This is a genomic window from Acidiphilium sp. PM, from assembly GCF_000219295.1.
GTDB classification, from domain to species: Bacteria; Pseudomonadota; Alphaproteobacteria; order Acetobacterales; family Acetobacteraceae; genus Acidiphilium; species Acidiphilium multivorum.
This window is the reverse complement of the sequence record NZ_AFPR01000017.1, coordinates 1-16590: the sequence shown is the minus strand read 5'-3', so window position 1 is coordinate 16590 and position 16590 is coordinate 1. Positions and strand designations below refer to the sequence as shown.

The window sequence follows — 16590 nt, the reverse complement described above, 5'->3', positions numbered from 1 at the left end:
CGGCCTGCATCGGTCCGCGATCGTTCACGCGGACGGCAAGACTGCGGCCGGTATCAAGATTGGTGATTCGCACGATCGAGGGCAGCGGCAGGACCGGGCTTTGGACGGTCAGGCTGTCGGCGCGATAGGCCTCGCCATCGGCGGTGAGTCGTGCCGGGCCGGGGGCGATCAGGGTGGACAGGCCGGTGCGGTCGTAGTGGCCGAATACCCGCGGATAATGCCATTGCCCGCCGGCGTTGTAGGGTTTCCCGACCGTGTAGCGGACGTGCTGCGCCGGCGGGGGGCGATGATGCAGCAGGCCGCAGCCGGCGAGTGCCAGCGCGGCTGCGAGCGGCAGGGTCGCGCGGATCATGCGAGGATCCGGCGGCCGAGTTCGCCGACCGCGAGGGCGTAGAGATCGGACGGGTTGTAGCTGCGGATCGCACGGAAATTGCCGAAGGCGAGGAAAGCTTCCCCGTGCGGGCCATCCGGCAGCAGCAGGGAGGCCGGGGTGGTTGCCGGCAGTCGGCGAGCCGGTGCGAGGCGATGGACGCCGAGCGCCTGCCAGCGCGCCAGCGGCAGCGTGTGGTCGCGCCCGGCCAGCGCGGTGTCGAAATGCGGTGGAATCAATACCGGCTCGCTCGACGGCAGGCCGAGCCGCCAGTGCGACTTGCGCATGTAGTTGGCGATCGAGGCCAGGGTGTCGGGCACGCTGGTCCAGATGTTCGGCTGGCCGTGGCCGGAATAGCTGACCGCCGTGCTGAGGTAGATGCTGGGCATGAATTGCGGCTGCCCCATGGCCCCGGCCCAGGAGCCGCGCAACTCGGCAAGGCGGATGTCGCCGCGGCTGACGATCCGCATCGCGGCGATGGCCTCGCGGCTGAAATAGGCGCTGTTCTTGTACCAGGCGAGCGTGGCGAGAGCGTCGATCACGTTGAAATCGCCCTGGTAATGGCCGAAATCGGTCTCGATGCCCCAGATGCCCACGATCGGCGCGGCGGCGACACCGAAGCGGGCGCGGATGCGTTCGAGCAGCTCCCGGTGCCGTGCGAAGGCCGCCCGGCCCTCGGTCACCCGGGTTTCGGTCACGACACGGGCGCTGTATTGCGCCCAGGTCAGGGTGAATTCGGGCTGATGGGTTTCGTAATGGATCACGTCCTGGTTCGGCCTGAGGCCGGACAGGGCGGCGCCGGCAATCCGCCCCGGGATTCCCTCTTGCCGGGCGCGGCTTTCGAGCGTGCGGATGAAGTCCTCGAACCCCGCGGCGCGGGCGGGCCGGATCAGGACGGGGGCGAACGGCAGGGCGGCAACCACGAAGCGACGTTTCATCGTGCCGTTCTGCCACGGTGCGCGCCCTCGCGGAAGGGCGGATCAGGACAGCGCGGCGTCCGAGGCGGCGAGTTCGACCAGGCGCTCTAGAATGCCGGGTTCCTGGGCGCCGGCGATCGCGGTCTGGCCGTCGATGATGAAGCAGGGGACGCCGTTGATGCCGAGGCGGTGCACGAAGAGATTGTCGGCATGGATCTGGTCGGTCGCCCGGTCGCCGGCGAGAAAGGCCGCGACGCGATCCCGCGGCAGGCCGTGCGCCGCCGCGAGTGCCGCGAGTGTTGCGGCGTCGCCGATGTCACGGCCTTCGGTGAAATAGGCGCGGAAGATCGCGAGGACCAGGTCCTCGACGGGGCCGTGGTCGTGGGCGAAGCGGATCAGGCGGTGCGCATCGACGGTGCTCGGCGCGCGGCTGATTCGCGGAAACGCGAGATCCAGGCCGTCCTCGGCGGCGATCGCGGCGACCGCCGCGTGGAACCGTCTTGCGCGCTCCTCATCGCCGAACTTGCGCGCCGTGTAGTCGGCGCGGCTGATGCCGGGGCGAGGCATGTCCGGATTGAGCATGAACGGCCGCCATTGCGGCGCGATCGGCAGGTCCGGCCGGCTGGCGCGCAATTGCTGCAGGCGGTGAACGCCGAGATAGCACCAAGGGCAGACGAAATCGAAAACGACTTCGACCGTGATCCTCGGCAGGCGCGGCAAGACCATGTTCACGGATGCGGAGTCTAGCGGAAAGCAGGGCGCCGGCAAAGCAAAAGAGCGCGGATGCCGCCGTGAGCGCGCTAGACAGCGAGGCGGCGCCGGGAGGTTACGCGCGGATCCGTGATGTTGCTGTAAGCGGAGATCGGCGACGGCCGGCCGAAAAGATAGCCCTGGATGGCATCGGCCCCGCAGTCGCGCAGGATGTCGGCCTGGCGTTCCGTCTCCACCCCCTCGACCACGACGGGCAGGCGAAGTCCCCGGCCGAGGCCGAGGACGGCGTTGACGATGGCGAGCGATTCCGATTCCTCCGCAAGATCGCGGACGAAGCTGCGGTCGATCTTGAGTTTGTTGAACGGAAAGGCCCGCAGCGTCGCGAGCGATGAATAGCCGGTGCCGAAATCGTCGATCGAGATGCCGACGCCGAGCGCCTTGATGCGCTGCAGCGTGTCGACCGCGCGGTCGAAATTGCGGATCAGCATCGATTCGGTGACCTCGATTTCCAGCCGGTTGGCCGGAAGCCCGGTTGTATTCAGGGTTTCGGTGATCACCGAGGCGAGATCGCCCTGCTGGATCTGGATTGGCGACACATTGACCGCGACGGTGAGCGGTACCGCCCAGCGCGCGGCCTCGGCACAGGCTTCGCGCAGCACCCAGGTGCCGACCTCCTCCATCAGGCCGATGGATTCGGCGAGGCCGATGAACAGGTCGGGTGCTACGGGGCCGTGCGTCGGGCTGTTCCAGCGCAGCAGCGCCTCGAAGCCGCTGCAGAGCGACGATCGCATGCAGAACATCGGCTGATAGACCAGCGACAATTCGCGATGCTGCAAGGCGAGGCGCAGATCCTGCTCGAGCGCGCGGCGCTTCTGCCACTCGGACTGGACCGACGCATCGTAGAAGCCGAGGGTGTTCGGGCGTTCTTTCTTGATGACGTGCAGGGCCTGGCTGCTATGGGCGAGCAGCGCGCCCGGCGTCATGCCGTCGAAAGGGTGCAGCGCGATACCGACCGAGGCCGAAATGCCGATTTCGCGGCCATCGGCGAGGACGATGGGATCGGCGATCGTGCGCAGCAGGCGGCGGGCCAGGGTTTCGACCAGTTCGGGCTGTTCGCACCCGGCCTGGACCACCACGAACTCGTCACCGCCGATGCGGGCCACGAGATCGGACTCGCGCACCTGGCGGGCGATCCGCCCGGCGATTTCGCGCAGCACGCTGTCGGCCACCGCGTGGCCGAACAGATCGTTGATGCCCTTGAAATCGTCGATGTCGAAGGTGAGCAGGGCGACGTTTTCGCGGCGGCGGCGGGCTTCGCCCAGGATCTGGTCGAGCCGTTCGAGGAGATGGGTACGGTTGATCAGGTTGGTGAGCGGATCGTGCGAGGACATGTAGCGGATCCGCTCCAGCGCCACCTTGCGGTCGGTGATTTCCTGGCAGATGCCGCGCACGGCGACGATGGCGCCGGTGTCGTCGGTCTCGGGCCGCATGTCGATCCAGAACCAGCGCCGTGCGCCCTCCTCCGCGCCACGGATGCGGATTTCCGCCGCGGCAGCTTGGCCGGTTTCGGCCACGGTGCGGAAGGTCGCGAGGAACGCCGTCCTGTCGGTCTCGTCCATCTGTCCGGTCAGGACATCGAACAGCGGCACGAAACGATCCGGATCGGTGCCGAAGAGTTCGTGCATGTCCTCCGACCAGGAGGTGAGATGATCGTCGAGCCGAACGCGCCAGTTGCCGATCCTGGCGATTCGGTGGATGGTCCGCAGGTCTTCGAGGGCTTCGTTGGCGCAGCGGATGGAGCGGCGCGCCACGTCGAATGCCATGCCCGCCGCGAGGTTGAACCGACGGATGGCCGGATCGTCGGCTCCCGCGTGAAGATCCCGCGCGAGATCGGCCGAGGCATGGATGAAGGTTTCGTGGAGGCGGTCGATCTCGGCCGGATCGACGCAACCCGCCTGGAGTTTCTGCCCCATCAGCGGCGCGTTCCGGGCCGGCCGGGCGAGATGCGGCCGGAGGGCGGCGCCAAGCGGGGGGCGGCTTCGGGCGGTATGAGACCGCGCGCCAGGAAGCCATTGCTGGCACAATCTTCCATCGGGGCCGCAATGAAACCGATCATGAAAATCCTGGATCTCCGAACGGGCGGAATTCTGATTTCCTTATGCCTTTCAAAGATGAACAAAACGTTTCTGCAATTCATGACAAAGTGGTGTGGCACTTGACTTGCCGGCGCGACCGACCCATCGTCGTCTTATCCGAGGGGTGCGTCGACGGACGCTGAGAGCCGGGAAGCCGGCAACCCTTTGAACCTGATCCGGGTTGCGCCGGCGGAGGGACGGGATCATCCAGACCGAACCATACGCCCCAGCGTCGCCCCTGTTCCGAGGAGCGCGCCATGAACGTCCAGACCAAGCCTGCCAGTGTCACGACCGGCCCGATCGCCGGCTCGCGCAAGGTGTTTACCTCGCCCGAGGGGCGGCCCGACATCGCCGTGCCGTTCCGCGAGGTCGACCTGCACCCCAGCGCGGGGGAAGCGCCGTTCCGGCTCTATGACACGTCGGGGCCGTTCACCGACCCGCATTTCAGCCTCGATCTCGACAACGGGCTGCCGCTGGTGCGCGGCGCCTGGATCGAGCGGCGCGGATTCGATGCCGTGGCCGGCCGGGCGGTCAAGCCGGAGGACAACGGATTCGCGGCGGCGGACCGGCTGGTGCCGCCCTGCCCCGCCGGGCGGAGCGTGTTCGCCGGCAAGGACGGTGCGCTGGTGACGCAGTATGAATACGCGCGGGCCGGGATCGTCACGGAAGAGATGATCTATGTCGCGCATCGCGAAAATCTCGGCCGGGCGAAGGCCGCCGAAGGCGCGGCGGCGCGGCGGGCGGATGGCGAGCGGTTTGGCGCGGCGATCCCCGAATTCGTGACACCGGAATTCGTCCGCAGCGAAATCGCGGCGGGACGGGCGATCATTCCGGCGAACATCAACCACCCCGAGCTGGAGCCGGTGATCATCGGGCGCAATTTCCTCGTCAAGATCAACGCCAATATCGGCAACTCGGCGGTCACCTCGGGGGCCGCGGAAGAGGTCGAGAAGCTGGTCTGGGCGATTCGCTGGGGCGCGGATACGGTGATGGACCTCTCCACCGGGCGGAACATCCACAACATCCGCTCCTGGATCATGCGCAACTCGCCGGTGCCGATCGGCACCGTGCCGATCTACCAGGCGCTTGAGAAGGTCGGCGGCGATCCGGACAAGCTCGACTGGGAGGTGTTCCGCGACACGCTGATCGAGCAGGCCGAGCAGGGCGTGGACTATTTCACCATCCATGCCGGGGTGCGGCTCGCCCATGTGCCGCTGACGGCGAAGCGGGTGACCGGCATCGTCTCGCGCGGCGGGTCGATCATGGCGCGCTGGTGCCTCGCGCATCACCGCGAGAGCTTCCTCTACGAGAAGTTCGACGAGATCTGCGACATCATGCGCAAGTATGACGTGTCGTTCTCGCTGGGCGACGGGCTGCGGCCCGGCTCGATCGCCGATGCCAATGACGCGGCGCAGTTCGCCGAGCTGGAGACGCTGGGCGAGCTGACGAAGATCGCCTGGGCCAAGGGCTGCCAGGTGATGATCGAGGGCCCCGGCCATGTGCCGATGCACAAGATCAAGGAGAACATGGAAAAGCAGCTCGAGGTCTGCCACGAGGCGCCGTTCTACACGCTCGGGCCGCTGACCACCGACATCGCGCCGGGCTACGATCACATCACCTCGGCGATCGGGGCGGCGATGATCGGCTGGTTCGGCACCGCCATGCTCTGCTACGTCACGCCGAAGGAGCATCTCGGCCTGCCCAACCGCGACGATGTGAAGACCGGGGTCATCACCTACCGTCTTGCGGCGCACGCGGCGGATCTCGCCAAGGGGCATCCGGCGGCGAAGCTGCGCGACGACGCGGTGAGCCGGGCGCGCTTCGAGTTCCGCTGGGAGGACCAGTTCAATCTCGGCCTCGACCCGGACACGGCGCGCGCCTTCCACGACGAGACGATGCCCAAGGAGGCGCACAAGGTCGCGCATTTCTGCTCGATGTGCGGGCCGAAATTCTGCTCGATGAAGATCACCCAGGACATTCGCGACGAGGTGGCGCGCGAGGAAGGGCTCGCGCAGAAGGCGGCGGAGTTCCGCGATGGCGGCAGCCGCATCTATGTCGAGGATCAGGCGGCGGAGTGAAGCCATGAAGGTCGCCATCATCGGCGGCGGCATCATCGGGCTCGCCCTGGGCTGGCGCCTCGCGCAGCGCGGCGCCGAGACCACGGTGTTTGAGCGCGATGCAATCGGCCGCGGCGCCAGCTACGCCGCGGCCGGGATGCTCGCCGCTGGCTGCGAGGCGGAGCCGGGCGAACAGGCGCTCGGGGTGCTCAACCGCGAGTCGCTGGCGCTGTGGCCGGACTTCGCGGCGGAACTCGAGGCGGCCACCGGCATGGAGGTCGGGTTGCGGCGCGAGGGCACGATGCTGATCGCCCTCAACCGCGACGACGCGGCGAAGCTGCGCCACGACATGGAATTCCAGAAAAGCCAGGGCATCGAGCTCGAATGGCTGACGCCGGCCGAGGCGCGCGCGCGCGAGCCCTATCTCGCGCCGCAACTGGCCGGGGCGGTGTTTTCGCCAGACGACATACAGGTCGACAACCGCGCGGCGACGGCGGCGCTGGCCGAGGCGTTCCGCCGTGCGGGCGGGGTGCTGCGCGAGCGGATGCCCGTGCGGCGGATCGAGACCGATGGCAGCCGCGCCCGGGGCGTGGTGACCGCCGAGGGGGTTCACGCGGCGGATGTGGTCGTGCTGGCGGCTGGCGCCTGGTCCGCCGGGTTCGATCTGCCGGTGCCGCTGCCGCCGGTCCGCCCGATCAAGGGGCAGATGCTCTCGGTGCAGATGGACCCGGAAATCCCCCTGCTGCGCCATGTGATCTGGGCGCCGCGGGCCTATCTGGTGCCACGGCGGAGTGGCCTGCTGGTCATCGGTGCGACGGTCGAGGAACGCGGGTTCGATGGCGCAATGACGGCCGGCGGGCTTTATTCGCTGCTCGACGGCGCCTGGCGCGCCTTGCCGGGGATCGAGGAGCTCGCCGTGGTGGAAACCTGGGTCGGTTTCCGGCCCGGATCGCGCGATGACGCCCCTGTGCTCGGTCCCAGCGCCCTGCCCGGCCTGATGTTCTGCACCGGGCATCACCGCAACGGCATTCTGCTCACCCCGGTCACCGCCGCGGCGATGGCGGCGACGATCCTGGAGCAGAAGCTTGATCCGCGCATCGCCCCGTTCGGGATCGGGCGCTTCGCGCGGGTGAGGAGTGCTGCATGAATCGCGAGGAAATCCGGGTGAACGGCGCGTTCGAGCCGATTGCGGCGAGCATTGCCGCATTGCTGGAGGCGAAGGGGCTGCATGAAACCAAGGGGCTGGCGGTGGCGCTGAACGCCTCCGTGGTGCCGCGGGCGGCCTGGGCGCGCACCCGGCTGATGCCGGGCGACGAGATCGAGATCGTTCGCGCGGTCGGAGGGGGCTGAGATGAGCGCATTCGAGATCGGCGGCGTTGCTCTCGGCTCGCGCCTGTTCATGGGCAGCAGCGCCTATCCGAACCAGCAGGTGCTGCTCGACGCGCTGGAGGCGGCGGATCCGTCGCTGGTCACCGTGGCGATCAGACGAATCAGCCTCGATGCTTATGGCGGCTCGCTGCTCGATGCGCTGGGCGGACGATACCGGCTGCTGCCGAATACCGCCGGCTGCTCGACCGTGCGCGATGCGGTGCTGACCGCCGAACTCGCACGCGAGGCGCTGGAGACCGACTGGATCAAGCTTGAAATCATCGGTGACCGGGAAACCCTGTATCCGGATGCCGAACTGCTGATCGAGGCGACCGGCGCGCTGGTGAAGGCGGGGTTCACCGTGCTGCCCTATTGCACGGACGATCCGATTCTCTGCCGCAAGCTGGCGGATCTCGGGGCGGCCGCCGTGATGCCGCTGGGCTCGCCGATCGGCTCGGGGCTCGGGATCGCCAACCCCTACAATATCGAGCGGATCTGCGCGCAGAGTGCGGTGCCGGTGGTGCTTGATGCCGGGATCGGCACCGCGTCGGACGCGACGCTGGCGATGGAACTCGGCTGCGACGCCGTGCTGCTCAACACCGCGATTGCCCGGGCGCATGACCCGGTGCGGATGGCGGCGGCGATGCGGGCGGCGGTGGAAGCCGGTTTCGGCGCCCGCGCGGCGGGACGGATTCCGAAACGGCTGCGGGCCGAGGCATCGAGCCCGGAACTCGGGCTGATCGGCGCCTGAGGACAAGCGCGCCGCGCGCCGCCCCGTAGCCTGTGGCGAGCTGCGGGCATGGCCTCGTGGCCGGAAACCACGGCTCACGTATTGCCAAAGGCTGATCGATCAGATCATAGTCGCTGCCTATAAAGCGAGCTTGGACACGGGGAACACAAAATGGGTCAGAGCGCCCCCTTGACAGCTGAGGAAGATATTCGGGCCGACATGGCGAAGTCCATCCTGCCGTCGGATGACAGCGAGATCGAACTCGACGCGATGATGCGAAACGCAACACTTGCGTCGCAGTTCCTGCGCTGCATTGCCAATCCGCACCGGCTGATGGTGCTTTGCCATCTCACGCATGGCGAAGCGTCGGTCGGCCAGCTTGAGCGCGAACTGGGCATCCGCCAGGCGCATCTGTCGCAGCAGCTGGCGCGGCTGCGGCAGGACGGAATGGTAACGACGCGCCGCGATTCCCGGACGATCTACTACTCGCTCGGCAGCGAGGCGGCGCGGGAGGTTGTCGCGCTGATCTACCGGCTGTTCTGCACCGCGGAGACGGGTAGCGCGGGCGGCTGCGGCTGACGCGCGGCGTCGAGCCCCCGCACGACCCAGATTCCGGCCAGCATCGCGCCCACGAACGGCGCGATGACGAGCGGATCCAGTGCCAGCGCCGTGATGGCCGGCCCCGGACACAGGCCGGCGAGCCCCCAGCCGACGCCGAAGATCGCAGCCCCGCCGGCAAGCCGCGCGGTGATGCCGCTGCGCCGGAGCACGGGAAAGCTGCCGCCGGCGAGCGGCGCGGAAAGCCGCCGGCCGAGCGCGAAGCCCAGTGCGGCGATGATCACGCCGCCGCCCATGACGAAGGCCAGGCTTGGGTCCCAATGACCGGCGAAGTTGAGGAATCCCAGCACCTTCGCGGGATCGACCATGCGGGAGAGCAGAAGCCCGGCACCGAAGAGCAGGCCGGCGGCGAAGGCGATCAGGGGCTGGCGCATCAGAGGGCTCCGAGGTCACGGGTGAGGAAGACCACGATCACGGCGATGGCCATGAAGATGAGCGTGGCGACGATCGATCGCGGCGAGACGCGGGCCAGGCCGCAGACGCCGTGGCCGGAGGTGCAGCCGCCGCCGAGCGCGGTGCCGATGCCGACCAGCAGGCCGGCGCCGATCATCACCGGCAGGCCGGCGGCGACATGAATGGAGGGCGCGGCGCCGAGCGTGCGCGCGAGAAGGCCGGCCAGAAGCAGGCCGGAGATGAAGGCGAGCCGCCAGTCCCGCCCGGAGCGCTGGATCAGGTCGCCGGCAATGCCGGTGATGCCGGCAATGCGGCCGATGCCGAGCCAGAGCAGGGCAGCGGACGCGCCGATGAGCAGCCCGCCCGCGAGATCGGGCAGCGGGGTGAAGCGCGTGGGAAAGAGTGCGGGAAGCAGCATGAGGCGGGGTCCTCGCCGTCAGAGCGTGTTGAGCGGAATCTTGAGGTAGCGGCGGCCGTTCGGCGCCGGCTTCGGCAGATCGCCGCCGCTGATGTTCACCTGCAGCGACGGCAGGATCAGCACCGGGGCCGCGAGAGTCGCATCCCGCGCCTCGCGCATGGCGACGAACTGCTCCTCGCCGATGCCGGTGTTGATCTGCAGGTTCTTCGCCTTCTGTTCGCCGATCGTGCTTTCCCATTCCGGCTCGCGCCCGCCGGGCTGGTAGTCATGCGCGGTGAAGACGCGGGTTTCGTCCGGCAGGCTGTAGAGGCGGTGGACCGAGCGATACATCGCGTGCGCATCCCCGCCCGGGAAATCGCAGCGGGCGGTACCGTAATCGGGCTGGAACAGCGTGTCGCCCACGAAAACGGCGTCGCCCACATGGTAGGACATGCAGGCCGGTGTGTGGCCGGGCGTGTAGATCGCCTCGGCCTCGATCGTGCCGACCGCGAAGCGCTCGCCATCGTGAAACAGGTGGTTGAACTGGCTTCCATCGGTGGGAAAGTCGGGGCCGAGGTCGAAAATGTCGGCGAAATTGGCCTGGACCGGCGCGATATGATCGCCAATGCCGATCACGCCGCCGCCCAGGTTGCGCTGCAGGTAGCGCGCGGCGGAGAGATGATCGGCATGGACGTGGGTTTCGAGAATCCAGTCTATGGTGAGGCCGCGTTCACGTACTTTTGCGATCAGCGCGTCGGCGGAGGTGGTGGAAACCCGGCCGGCTTTCGGGTCGTAATCGAGCACGGAATCGATGATCGCCGCGCGCGCGGTGGCCGGGTCGACCACGATGTAGCTGATCGTGCTCGTCGCGGGATCGAAGAACGGCAAGACTTCGGGGCGCAGGCTCATCGCAGCCTCCTTGGGATATCATATTCTGGACATCGAATATGAGAAGCCGCCCGCCCCGGTCAATAGGAGGGGACCGGGGCGGTCAGCCGATCCGGTCACATCCTCGCATATAGGGCCGCAACGCGTCCGGAACAGTGATCGAGCCGTCGGCGTTCTGGTAGTTTTCCATCACGGCGATGAGGGCGCGTCCGGTCGCAACGCCGGAGCCGTTCAGGGTGTGGACGAAATCCGGCTTCGCCGGCTTCGGGCCGGTCTGCGGCGGGCGGTAGCGGGCGTTCATGCGGCGGGCCTGAAAGGCGCGGCAGTTCGAGCAGGAGGAGATTTCGCGATAGGCCCCCTGCCCCGGCAGCCATACCTCGAGATCGTAGGTCTTGGCCGAGGAGAAGCCGGTGTCGCCGGCGCAGAGCAGCATGCGGCGATAGGGCAGGCCCAGGCGTTCCAGCACGGATTCGGCGCAGCTTGTCATCCGCTCGTGCTCGTCGGCGCTGGCCTCCGGCGTGGTGAGCGAGACGAGCTCGACCTTCCAGAACTGGTGCTGGCGCAGCATTCCGCGGGTGTCGCGCCCGGCTGAGCCGGCCTCGGAGCGGAAGGACGGGGTCAGCGCCGTCATGCGCAGCGGCAGGCTGGCGGCATCGAGGATCTCTCCGGCGGCGAGGTTGGTCAGCGGCACCTCGGCGGTGGGGATCAGCCAGCGACCGTCGGTGGTGCGGAAGAGGTCCTCGGCGAATTTGGGAAGCTGGCCGGTGCCATACATCGTCGCGTCGTTGACGAGCAGCGGCGGCGAAACCTCGGTATAGCCGTGCTCGTTCACATGCAGGTCGAGCATGAACTGGCCGAGGGCGCGCTCGAGCCGGGCGAGATCGCCGCGCAGCACGGTGAACCGGGCGCCGGCGAGCTTGGCCGCGCCGGCGAAATCCATCAGGCCGAGGGCTTCGCCAAGTTCGAAATGCTGCCTTGCCTCGAAATCGAATGAGGGCGGTGCGCCGACCCGTTTTTGCTCCACATTGGCGGTTTCGTCGGGGCCATCGGGGACGTCGGCATCGAGGACGTTGGGCAGGACGGCAAGCAGCTCGTCCAGCTTGCGTGCCGATTCGGCAAGCCAGGCGTTGGCGGTCTCGATCGACTGGCGCAGGGCCGTGCCTTCGGCTTCGAGGGCCGTTGTATCCTCGCCGGCGCGCTTGGCCTGGCCGATCGCGCGGGCGAGTTCGTTGCGGCGCGTTTCGTGGCCCTGAAGCTCGGTCTGTGCGCGGCGGCGCTCTTCATCGAGAGCGCGGATCGGTGCTGCCGCGCCCTCGTCCGCCCCTTCCGGCCCGGCAAGTCCTCGTCGGCGCATCGCAGCACCAAAGGCCGCGGCGTCGTCGCGAATGGCTTTCAGGTCATGCATTCTCGGAAACCTCGGCTTTCGGCTCGACCATCTTCACCGCGAAGATCGACAGTTCGAACAGGGCGATCAGCGGCAGCGCGAGGCCGGTCATGGTGAAGACGTCCGGCGGGGTCAGGATCGCCGCGACGATGAAGCAGCCGACATAGGCATAGCGGCGGTATTTCTTCAGCGCCGCCGCGTTGACGATGCCGACCCGGCCGAGCAGCGTCAGCAGTACCGGCAGTTCGAAGCAGATGCCGAAGGCGAAGATCAGCTTCATCACCAGGTTGAGATAGTCCGAGACGCGCGGCAGCACGTTAATCTGGAAATTCGCGTTGTGCGGGTTCGTCTGAAAACTCAGGAAAAACTTCCAGGCATTTGGAAATATGACATAATATGCCAACGCTCCGCCGGCGAAGAACAGCACCGGCGTGGCGATCAGGAAGGGCAGCAGCGCGCGTTTTTCCGATCGGTAGAGGCCGGGCGCGATGAACAGCCAGATCTGCGTGGCGATGACCGGGAAGGAGATGAAGGCGGCGGCGAAGATCGCGACCTTCACATAGGTGAAGAACGCCTCGTAGAGCGCCGTGTAGACGAGTTCCGGCTTCTGCCCGCGCTCCTTGAGGATGTTGACGAGCGGCTGGGCGAGGAAGTGATAGATCGGCTGCGCGTAGTAGTACGACACGAGGAAGGCGGCGAGGAAGGCGAGGCCCGACCAGAGCAGGCGGCGGCGCAGCTCGGCCAGATGGTCGAGCAGCGGCATTTCCTTGTCGTTGATCGGGTCCGCGTCCTGCGGCGTTTCGGTCTCATCGGATGTCATGCGGCGGGCCTACCAGAGTCGCGTGCCGGGGGGAATGAAGGCGGGCACCGGTCGGGCGCGCACCGCGTCGGGCGGAATGAAGGCGGGCATATCCGGCGGGAATTCGTCATCCGCCGCCCCCTCGATCACGGTGTCGGCGGCCGAGGGAACGCCATAGGTTTCGCCCTCCGCCGGATCGAAGCTGCTGCGAATGGTGCCATCGGGGTCGACATGGCGCTCGATCGTGCTGCCGAGATCGAAATTGCGGAGATTGCGCAGATCATTGCCGATATCGGCGAGATCGGCCTCGCGCATGAGTTCCTGAACATGACCCTGGAACTCGCTGGCAAGGCCGCGCATCTTGCGCAGCGCCGCAGTCGCCGTGCGGATGGCCACCGGCAGGTCCTTGGGCCCGATGACGACGAGCGCCACCATCAATATCACGCCAATTTCTGGCCAGGAAAATCCGAGCATGTCCGTCCGCTTAAACCGGCCTCTCTGCTAGCAGTCCTGCGCCCGAGGTCAAGGATCGGCGGGGGCCGGACCGGCCGGCTCGACCAGAAGATCGCTGCGCTTGGGCAGGTCGCGCAGCGATTTGAGGCCGAACTGGACCAGGAAATGCGGTGTCGTGGCCCAGAGCGCCGGGCGGCCGGGGGCTTCGCGATGGCCGGCGGGGGTCACGAGATCGGCTTCAAGCAGTGCATCAAGCGCCGATTGCGAGAGGCTGACGCCGCGGATCTCCTCGATCTCGGCGCGGGTGACGGGCTGGTGATAGGCGATGACGGCGAGCGTCTCCATCGCCGCGCGCGGCAGGCGGCGGGGGATTTCCACGACCCGGCGCAGCGCCGGCGCGAGATCCGGGGCGGTGCGGAACATCATCCCCTGCCCAGCCTCGACCAGTTCGATTCCACCACCCTCGTGGCGGGCGCGGAGGGAAGCCAGCACCGCGTCGAGATCCTCGCCCTCGGGCAGCAGGGTGGCGAGGGTGCGCATCGGCACCGGGTCGCGGCTGGCGAAGATCACCGCCTCGATCAGCCGTTCGGCGTGCGGGCGGGCGCTGGGCGGTTCGGTGTCATTCATGGTCGGGTTCGGGCTCCGGGCCGGGACGGATCTGGATGGGGCCGAAAGGCAGCTCCTGGCGGAGCGCGAGCTGGCCGTCGCGGGCGAGTTCGAGCCCGGCGAGCAGCGTGCTGGAAAGGGCGGCGCGGCGGGCGAGCGGCGGTTCGGGCGAATCGGGGAGTTCGGGCGGCAGGAAGCCGGCGAGGTCGGTCCAGTCCCGCGTTGCGCCGAGCAGCCGGGTCAGGCGCTCCAGCGCCTGCTGCACCGACCAGAAATTCATCGGCTTCGGCCGGTATTGCCGCTTCGCGCCGGACCGGCGGCGGGCGGCGAGATAGGCCGTCAGCAGCGAGGTAAGGTCGACGCGCAGCCGCGAGCGGTCGATCTCGGTGAAATCCTCGGGCGCGCCGCGGGGAAAGACGTCGTGGCCGAGTTGCGGCCGCGCGCCGAGCCAGGCGGCACCCTCGCGGATGGCCTCCAGCGCCTGGAGCCGGGCGGCCAGCACGTCGGCGGCGATCTCGCCCTCTTCGGCGGCGGTCTCGTCCTCGGGCAGCAGCAGGCGGGATTTCAGCCAGGCGAGCCAGGCGGCCATGACCAGCCAGTCCGCCGCGAGTTCCAGCCGCACCCGCCGCGCGCCCTCGACGATCGCGAGATATTGCTCGACGAGGGCGAGGATCGAGACATTGGCGAGATCGACCTTCTGGCTGCGGGCCAGTTCCAGCAACAGGTCGAGCGGTCCCTCGAACCCCTCGAAGCGGACGATGAAGGCTTCGACGGGTTCGGAGCGCGGCGCGGCGTCAGAATCCGGCATTGACGCCAGCAAGGTGGAGGAACCAGGCGGCGACGCGCGGCACCCAGAGGCCGAGCGCGTCCGATACCGGGTTGAAGCGGATGCCGAACTGGCCGAGCAGCGCGGGCAGGATGAAGATCACCGAAAGGATGAGCAGGATGCCGAGCCGCTCGACGCGGGCGAGCATTCTGGCGGCGGGTAGCGGCAGCAGGCCGACGGCGATCCGTCCGCCGTCGAAGGGGGGCAGCGGCAACAGGTTGAACAGGCCGAGCACGATGTTGAAGAGCAGGAAATAGAGCAGGAAATCGCCAAGGACCGGCACATTCCCGAAGCCGGCGATGGCGAAGGCGGCGGCGAGGGCGAGGACGAAATTCGACAGCGGGCCGGCGGCGGCAACGATCGCCATGCCGCGCCGCGGATCGCGGAACCCGGTCGGGTCCACCGGCACCGGCTTCGCCCAGCCGAACATGAAGTCGATCCGTCCGATCGTCAGAAGCTGGCTGGCGATGAGAAACAGCGGCAGGATCACCGTGCCGAACCGGTCGACATGGCGCAGCGGATTGAACGAGAGCCGCCCGGCGCGCTGGGCCGTGCGGTCACCCAGGGCCAGCGCGGCGTAGCCATGCGCGAGTTCATGCAACACGATCGCCGGGATCGCCGCGAGCACGCTGATCACGACCGAAAGGATGGGGTTATGGGTCATGGAATCGCCGTCTGCTTGAGGCGGGGGATCAGCGCTACGTCGAGATCGGGCACGGCTTCGAGCACCGCGCGGTTGGCCGCAGGCTCTCCGGGGCAGTAGAGGGCGAGGTCGCAGCCGGCGGCAAGGGCGCGCAGGGCGCGGGAGGCCGGCGTGCCGTCGAGCGCGCCCATCGCGAGGTCGTCGCTGACCAGAATGCCCCGGAAGCCGATCCGCCCGCGGATCACCTCCTCGATGATCCGGCGCGAGAAGGTCGCGGGATGGGCGGGGTCGAGCGCCTCGTAGAGGATATGCGCGGTCATGCCCCAGGGCAGGTCGCGATTCGCCGCGAAGGGCGCGAAATCGGCATCGAGCGCGGTTGCGGTGACGCGTGGCAGGCCGTGATGGCTGTCGAGCCCGGCGCGGCCGTGGCCGGGCATGTGCTTCATCACCGGCACGATGCCCTGGAACATCAGGCCCCAGGCGATGTCCGCCCCCAGCGCGCCGACCACGGCGGGGTCGGCGGCGATCGCCCGGTCGCCGATCACGTCATGCGCACCCGGAACCGGGACGTCGAGCACCGGGGCGGCGACAACGTCGAACCCCGCGTCGCGGGCCATCGCGCCGATCGCGGCGCCATGGGCGCGGGCGGCGTTGCGGGCGGCGTCGGGGTCCGTCGCGAACAGGGCGCCGAGATGGGCGGCGGGCGGCAGTTCGGGCCAGTGCGGCGCGCGCAGCCGGGCGACGCGGCCGCCTTCCTGGTCGACCATCAGCACCGTCTCTTTCGGCAGGCTCTCGCGCAGCGCGGCGACGAGATCGCGGAGCTGCGCCGGGTCGGCGATGTTGCGGCCGAACAGGATCACGCCCGCCGGCGGATGCTCGGCGAACAGCGCGCGTTCCTCCGGCGCGAGGGTGGGGCCGGCGATGCCGAGTATGGCGGCCTTCATGGACGGTGTCTCACTTCGGCGGGACGTAGCAGGCGACGTGGCGGGTCTTCAACCGGTCGCAGAACGCGGCGGCGGCGGCGGCGCTGGCGAAGCCGCCAAGGCGCAGCCGGTAGAAGGTCTGCCCGTTCACCGTGCCCGGCACAACGACGGGGGTGCGCCCGGCCAGCAGGTCGGGCACGCGGGCAAGCAGGATCTGCCAGGCCTCATTGGCTTTCGCCATCGAGACGAGGGCGCCGAGCTGGATGTCATGCGGTCCGGCACTCGCGGCTTGCGTGGGCGGGATGATCGTGGGCATGGCCTTGCCGACCTGCGGGTTGGGCGCGGCGGCTGCGGCCGTGGCTGGCGTCGTGG

Annotated in this window: 20 protein-coding genes and 1 riboswitch; of the genes, 5 read left to right on the top strand and 15 right to left on the bottom strand. The window is 68.4% G+C overall.

All coding sequences use genetic code 11. The features are described 5' to 3' along the window. From APM_RS00510 to APM_RS00495, 4 genes are all read right to left on the bottom strand, one after another. On the bottom strand, positions 1-352 hold a 352-nt coding region (locus APM_RS00510), incomplete at its 3' end, for an RlpA-like double-psi beta-barrel domain-containing protein (RefSeq protein ID WP_007421396.1). Continuing rightward, positions 349-1308 (bottom strand): lytic transglycosylase domain-containing protein, encoded by a 960-nt coding sequence (locus tag APM_RS00505; protein WP_039887369.1) that lies wholly within the window; start codon positions 1306-1308, stop codon positions 349-351. The genes APM_RS00510 and APM_RS00505, both read right to left, overlap by 4 nt. A gap of 42 nt (positions 1309-1350) precedes the next feature. Then, positions 1351-2013: a DsbA family oxidoreductase gene (locus tag APM_RS00500; RefSeq protein ID WP_039887367.1), complete on the bottom strand. Its 663-nt coding sequence runs from the start codon at positions 2011-2013 to the stop codon at positions 1351-1353. Between the two features lie 74 nt (positions 2014-2087). Beyond that, on the bottom strand, positions 2088-3971 hold the full coding sequence (locus APM_RS00495) for a bifunctional diguanylate cyclase/phosphodiesterase (protein WP_007421393.1): 1884 nt from the start codon (positions 3969-3971) through the stop codon (positions 2088-2090). A 272-nt stretch (positions 3972-4243) separates the two neighbouring features. Further along, positions 4244-4348, top strand: a riboswitch (TPP riboswitch). Between the two features lie 42 nt (positions 4349-4390). Here APM_RS00495 and thiC point away from each other — a divergent pair. The 5 genes from thiC (at position 4391) to APM_RS00470 (ending at position 8867) form a co-directional block, all read left to right on the top strand. Beyond that, entirely contained in the window at positions 4391-6211 is a 1821-nt protein-coding gene (gene thiC / locus APM_RS00490) for a phosphomethylpyrimidine synthase ThiC (RefSeq protein WP_007421392.1), read from the top strand. Between the two features lie 4 nt (positions 6212-6215). Further along, complete coding sequence (gene thiO, locus APM_RS00485) at positions 6216-7337, top strand: glycine oxidase ThiO (RefSeq protein WP_007421391.1); 1122 nt, start codon at positions 6216-6218, stop codon at positions 7335-7337. Further along, positions 7334-7540, top strand: coding sequence for a sulfur carrier protein ThiS (gene thiS / locus APM_RS00480; protein ID WP_007421390.1), 207 nt, complete (start codon positions 7334-7336; stop codon positions 7538-7540). Before thiO ends, thiS begins: the two co-directional genes overlap by 4 nt. Position 7541: 1 nt before the next feature. Next, positions 7542-8309, top strand: coding sequence for a thiazole synthase (locus APM_RS00475; protein ID WP_007421389.1), 768 nt, complete (start codon positions 7542-7544; stop codon positions 8307-8309). Positions 8310-8507: 198 nt separating this feature from the next. Beyond that, positions 8508-8867, top strand: a complete 360-nt coding sequence (locus tag APM_RS00470; RefSeq protein ID WP_231295369.1) for a metalloregulator ArsR/SmtB family transcription factor — start codon at positions 8508-8510, stop codon at positions 8865-8867. Here APM_RS00470 and APM_RS00465 read toward each other — a convergent pair. From APM_RS00465 to APM_RS00415, 11 genes are all read right to left on the bottom strand, one after another. Beyond that, on the bottom strand, positions 8816-9280 hold the full coding sequence (locus tag APM_RS00465) for a DUF6691 family protein (RefSeq protein WP_007421388.1): 465 nt from the start codon (positions 9278-9280) through the stop codon (positions 8816-8818). The genes APM_RS00470 and APM_RS00465 overlap by 52 nt on opposite strands. Further along, positions 9280-9717 carry a YeeE/YedE family protein gene (locus APM_RS00460; protein ID WP_007421387.1) on the bottom strand — a complete coding sequence of 146 codons (438 nt, stop codon included), beginning with the start codon at positions 9715-9717 and terminating at the stop codon, positions 9280-9282. The genes APM_RS00465 and APM_RS00460 overlap by 1 nt, the downstream gene beginning before the upstream one ends. An 18-nt stretch (positions 9718-9735) precedes the next feature. Continuing rightward, the gene (locus APM_RS00455) at positions 9736-10605 is read right to left on the bottom strand and encodes an MBL fold metallo-hydrolase (RefSeq protein WP_007421386.1); all 870 of its coding nucleotides are present in this window, start codon (positions 10603-10605) and stop codon (positions 9736-9738) included. 82 nt (positions 10606-10687) lie between these two features. After that, entirely contained in the window at positions 10688-11989 is a 1302-nt protein-coding gene (serS, locus tag APM_RS00450; protein ID WP_007421385.1) for a serine--tRNA ligase, read from the bottom strand. Further along, positions 11982-12788 carry a twin-arginine translocase subunit TatC gene (gene tatC / locus APM_RS00445; RefSeq protein WP_007421384.1) on the bottom strand — a complete coding sequence of 269 codons (807 nt, stop codon included), beginning with the start codon at positions 12786-12788 and terminating at the stop codon, positions 11982-11984. Before tatC ends, serS begins: the two co-directional genes overlap by 8 nt. Before the next feature lie 9 nt (positions 12789-12797). Further along, positions 12798-13241, bottom strand: a complete 444-nt coding sequence (tatB, locus tag APM_RS00440; RefSeq protein WP_007421383.1) for a Sec-independent protein translocase protein TatB — start codon at positions 13239-13241, stop codon at positions 12798-12800. Between the two features lie 48 nt (positions 13242-13289). Next, positions 13290-13847 carry an SMC-Scp complex subunit ScpB gene (gene scpB, locus APM_RS00435; RefSeq protein ID WP_007421382.1) on the bottom strand — a complete coding sequence of 186 codons (558 nt, stop codon included), beginning with the start codon at positions 13845-13847 and terminating at the stop codon, positions 13290-13292. After that, on the bottom strand, positions 13840-14634 hold the full coding sequence (locus tag APM_RS00430; protein WP_007421381.1) for a ScpA family protein: 795 nt from the start codon (positions 14632-14634) through the stop codon (positions 13840-13842). Before APM_RS00430 ends, scpB begins: the two co-directional genes overlap by 8 nt. After that, positions 14621-15316: a site-2 protease family protein gene (locus APM_RS00425; protein ID WP_007421380.1), complete on the bottom strand. Its 696-nt coding sequence runs from the start codon at positions 15314-15316 to the stop codon at positions 14621-14623. Before APM_RS00425 ends, APM_RS00430 begins: the two co-directional genes overlap by 14 nt. Beyond that, positions 15313-16239 carry a beta-N-acetylhexosaminidase gene (gene nagZ, locus APM_RS00420; RefSeq protein WP_007421379.1) on the bottom strand — a complete coding sequence of 309 codons (927 nt, stop codon included), beginning with the start codon at positions 16237-16239 and terminating at the stop codon, positions 15313-15315. Before nagZ ends, APM_RS00425 begins: the two co-directional genes overlap by 4 nt. Positions 16240-16249: 10 nt before the next feature. Then, positions 16250-16590: SPOR domain-containing protein (locus APM_RS00415; protein WP_007421378.1), on the bottom strand; the 341-nt coding region annotated here is incomplete at its 5' end.

Coding starts and splice junctions, on each gene's coding strand:
- APM_RS00505 (WP_039887369.1), bottom strand. CDS start 1,308: ATGAAACGTCGCTTCGTGGTTGCCGCCCTGCCGTTCGCCCCCGTCCTG.
- APM_RS00500 (WP_039887367.1), bottom strand. CDS start 2,013: ATGGTCTTGCCGCGCCTGCCGAGGATCACGGTCGAAGTCGTTTTCGAT.
- APM_RS00495 (WP_007421393.1), bottom strand. CDS start 3,971: ATGGGGCAGAAACTCCAGGCGGGTTGCGTCGATCCGGCCGAGATCGAC.
- thiC (WP_007421392.1), top strand. CDS start 4,391: ATGAACGTCCAGACCAAGCCTGCCAGTGTCACGACCGGCCCGATCGCC.
- thiO (WP_007421391.1), top strand. CDS start 6,216: ATGAAGGTCGCCATCATCGGCGGCGGCATCATCGGGCTCGCCCTGGGC.
- thiS (WP_007421390.1), top strand. CDS start 7,334: ATGAATCGCGAGGAAATCCGGGTGAACGGCGCGTTCGAGCCGATTGCG.
- APM_RS00475 (WP_007421389.1), top strand. CDS start 7,542: ATGAGCGCATTCGAGATCGGCGGCGTTGCTCTCGGCTCGCGCCTGTTC.
- APM_RS00470 (WP_231295369.1), top strand. CDS start 8,508: ATGGCGAAGTCCATCCTGCCGTCGGATGACAGCGAGATCGAACTCGAC.
- APM_RS00465 (WP_007421388.1), bottom strand. CDS start 9,280: ATGCGCCAGCCCCTGATCGCCTTCGCCGCCGGCCTGCTCTTCGGTGCC.
- APM_RS00460 (WP_007421387.1), bottom strand. CDS start 9,717: ATGCTGCTTCCCGCACTCTTTCCCACGCGCTTCACCCCGCTGCCCGAT.
- APM_RS00455 (WP_007421386.1), bottom strand. CDS start 10,605: ATGAGCCTGCGCCCCGAAGTCTTGCCGTTCTTCGATCCCGCGACGAGC.
- serS (WP_007421385.1), bottom strand. CDS start 11,989: ATGCATGACCTGAAAGCCATTCGCGACGACGCCGCGGCCTTTGGTGCT.
- tatC (WP_007421384.1), bottom strand. CDS start 12,788: ATGACATCCGATGAGACCGAAACGCCGCAGGACGCGGACCCGATCAAC.
- tatB (WP_007421383.1), bottom strand. CDS start 13,241: ATGCTCGGATTTTCCTGGCCAGAAATTGGCGTGATATTGATGGTGGCG.
- scpB (WP_007421382.1), bottom strand. CDS start 13,847: ATGAATGACACCGAACCGCCCAGCGCCCGCCCGCACGCCGAACGGCTG.
- APM_RS00430 (WP_007421381.1), bottom strand. CDS start 14,634: ATGCCGGATTCTGACGCCGCGCCGCGCTCCGAACCCGTCGAAGCCTTC.
- APM_RS00425 (WP_007421380.1), bottom strand. CDS start 15,316: ATGACCCATAACCCCATCCTTTCGGTCGTGATCAGCGTGCTCGCGGCG.
- nagZ (WP_007421379.1), bottom strand. CDS start 16,239: ATGAAGGCCGCCATACTCGGCATCGCCGGCCCCACCCTCGCGCCGGAG.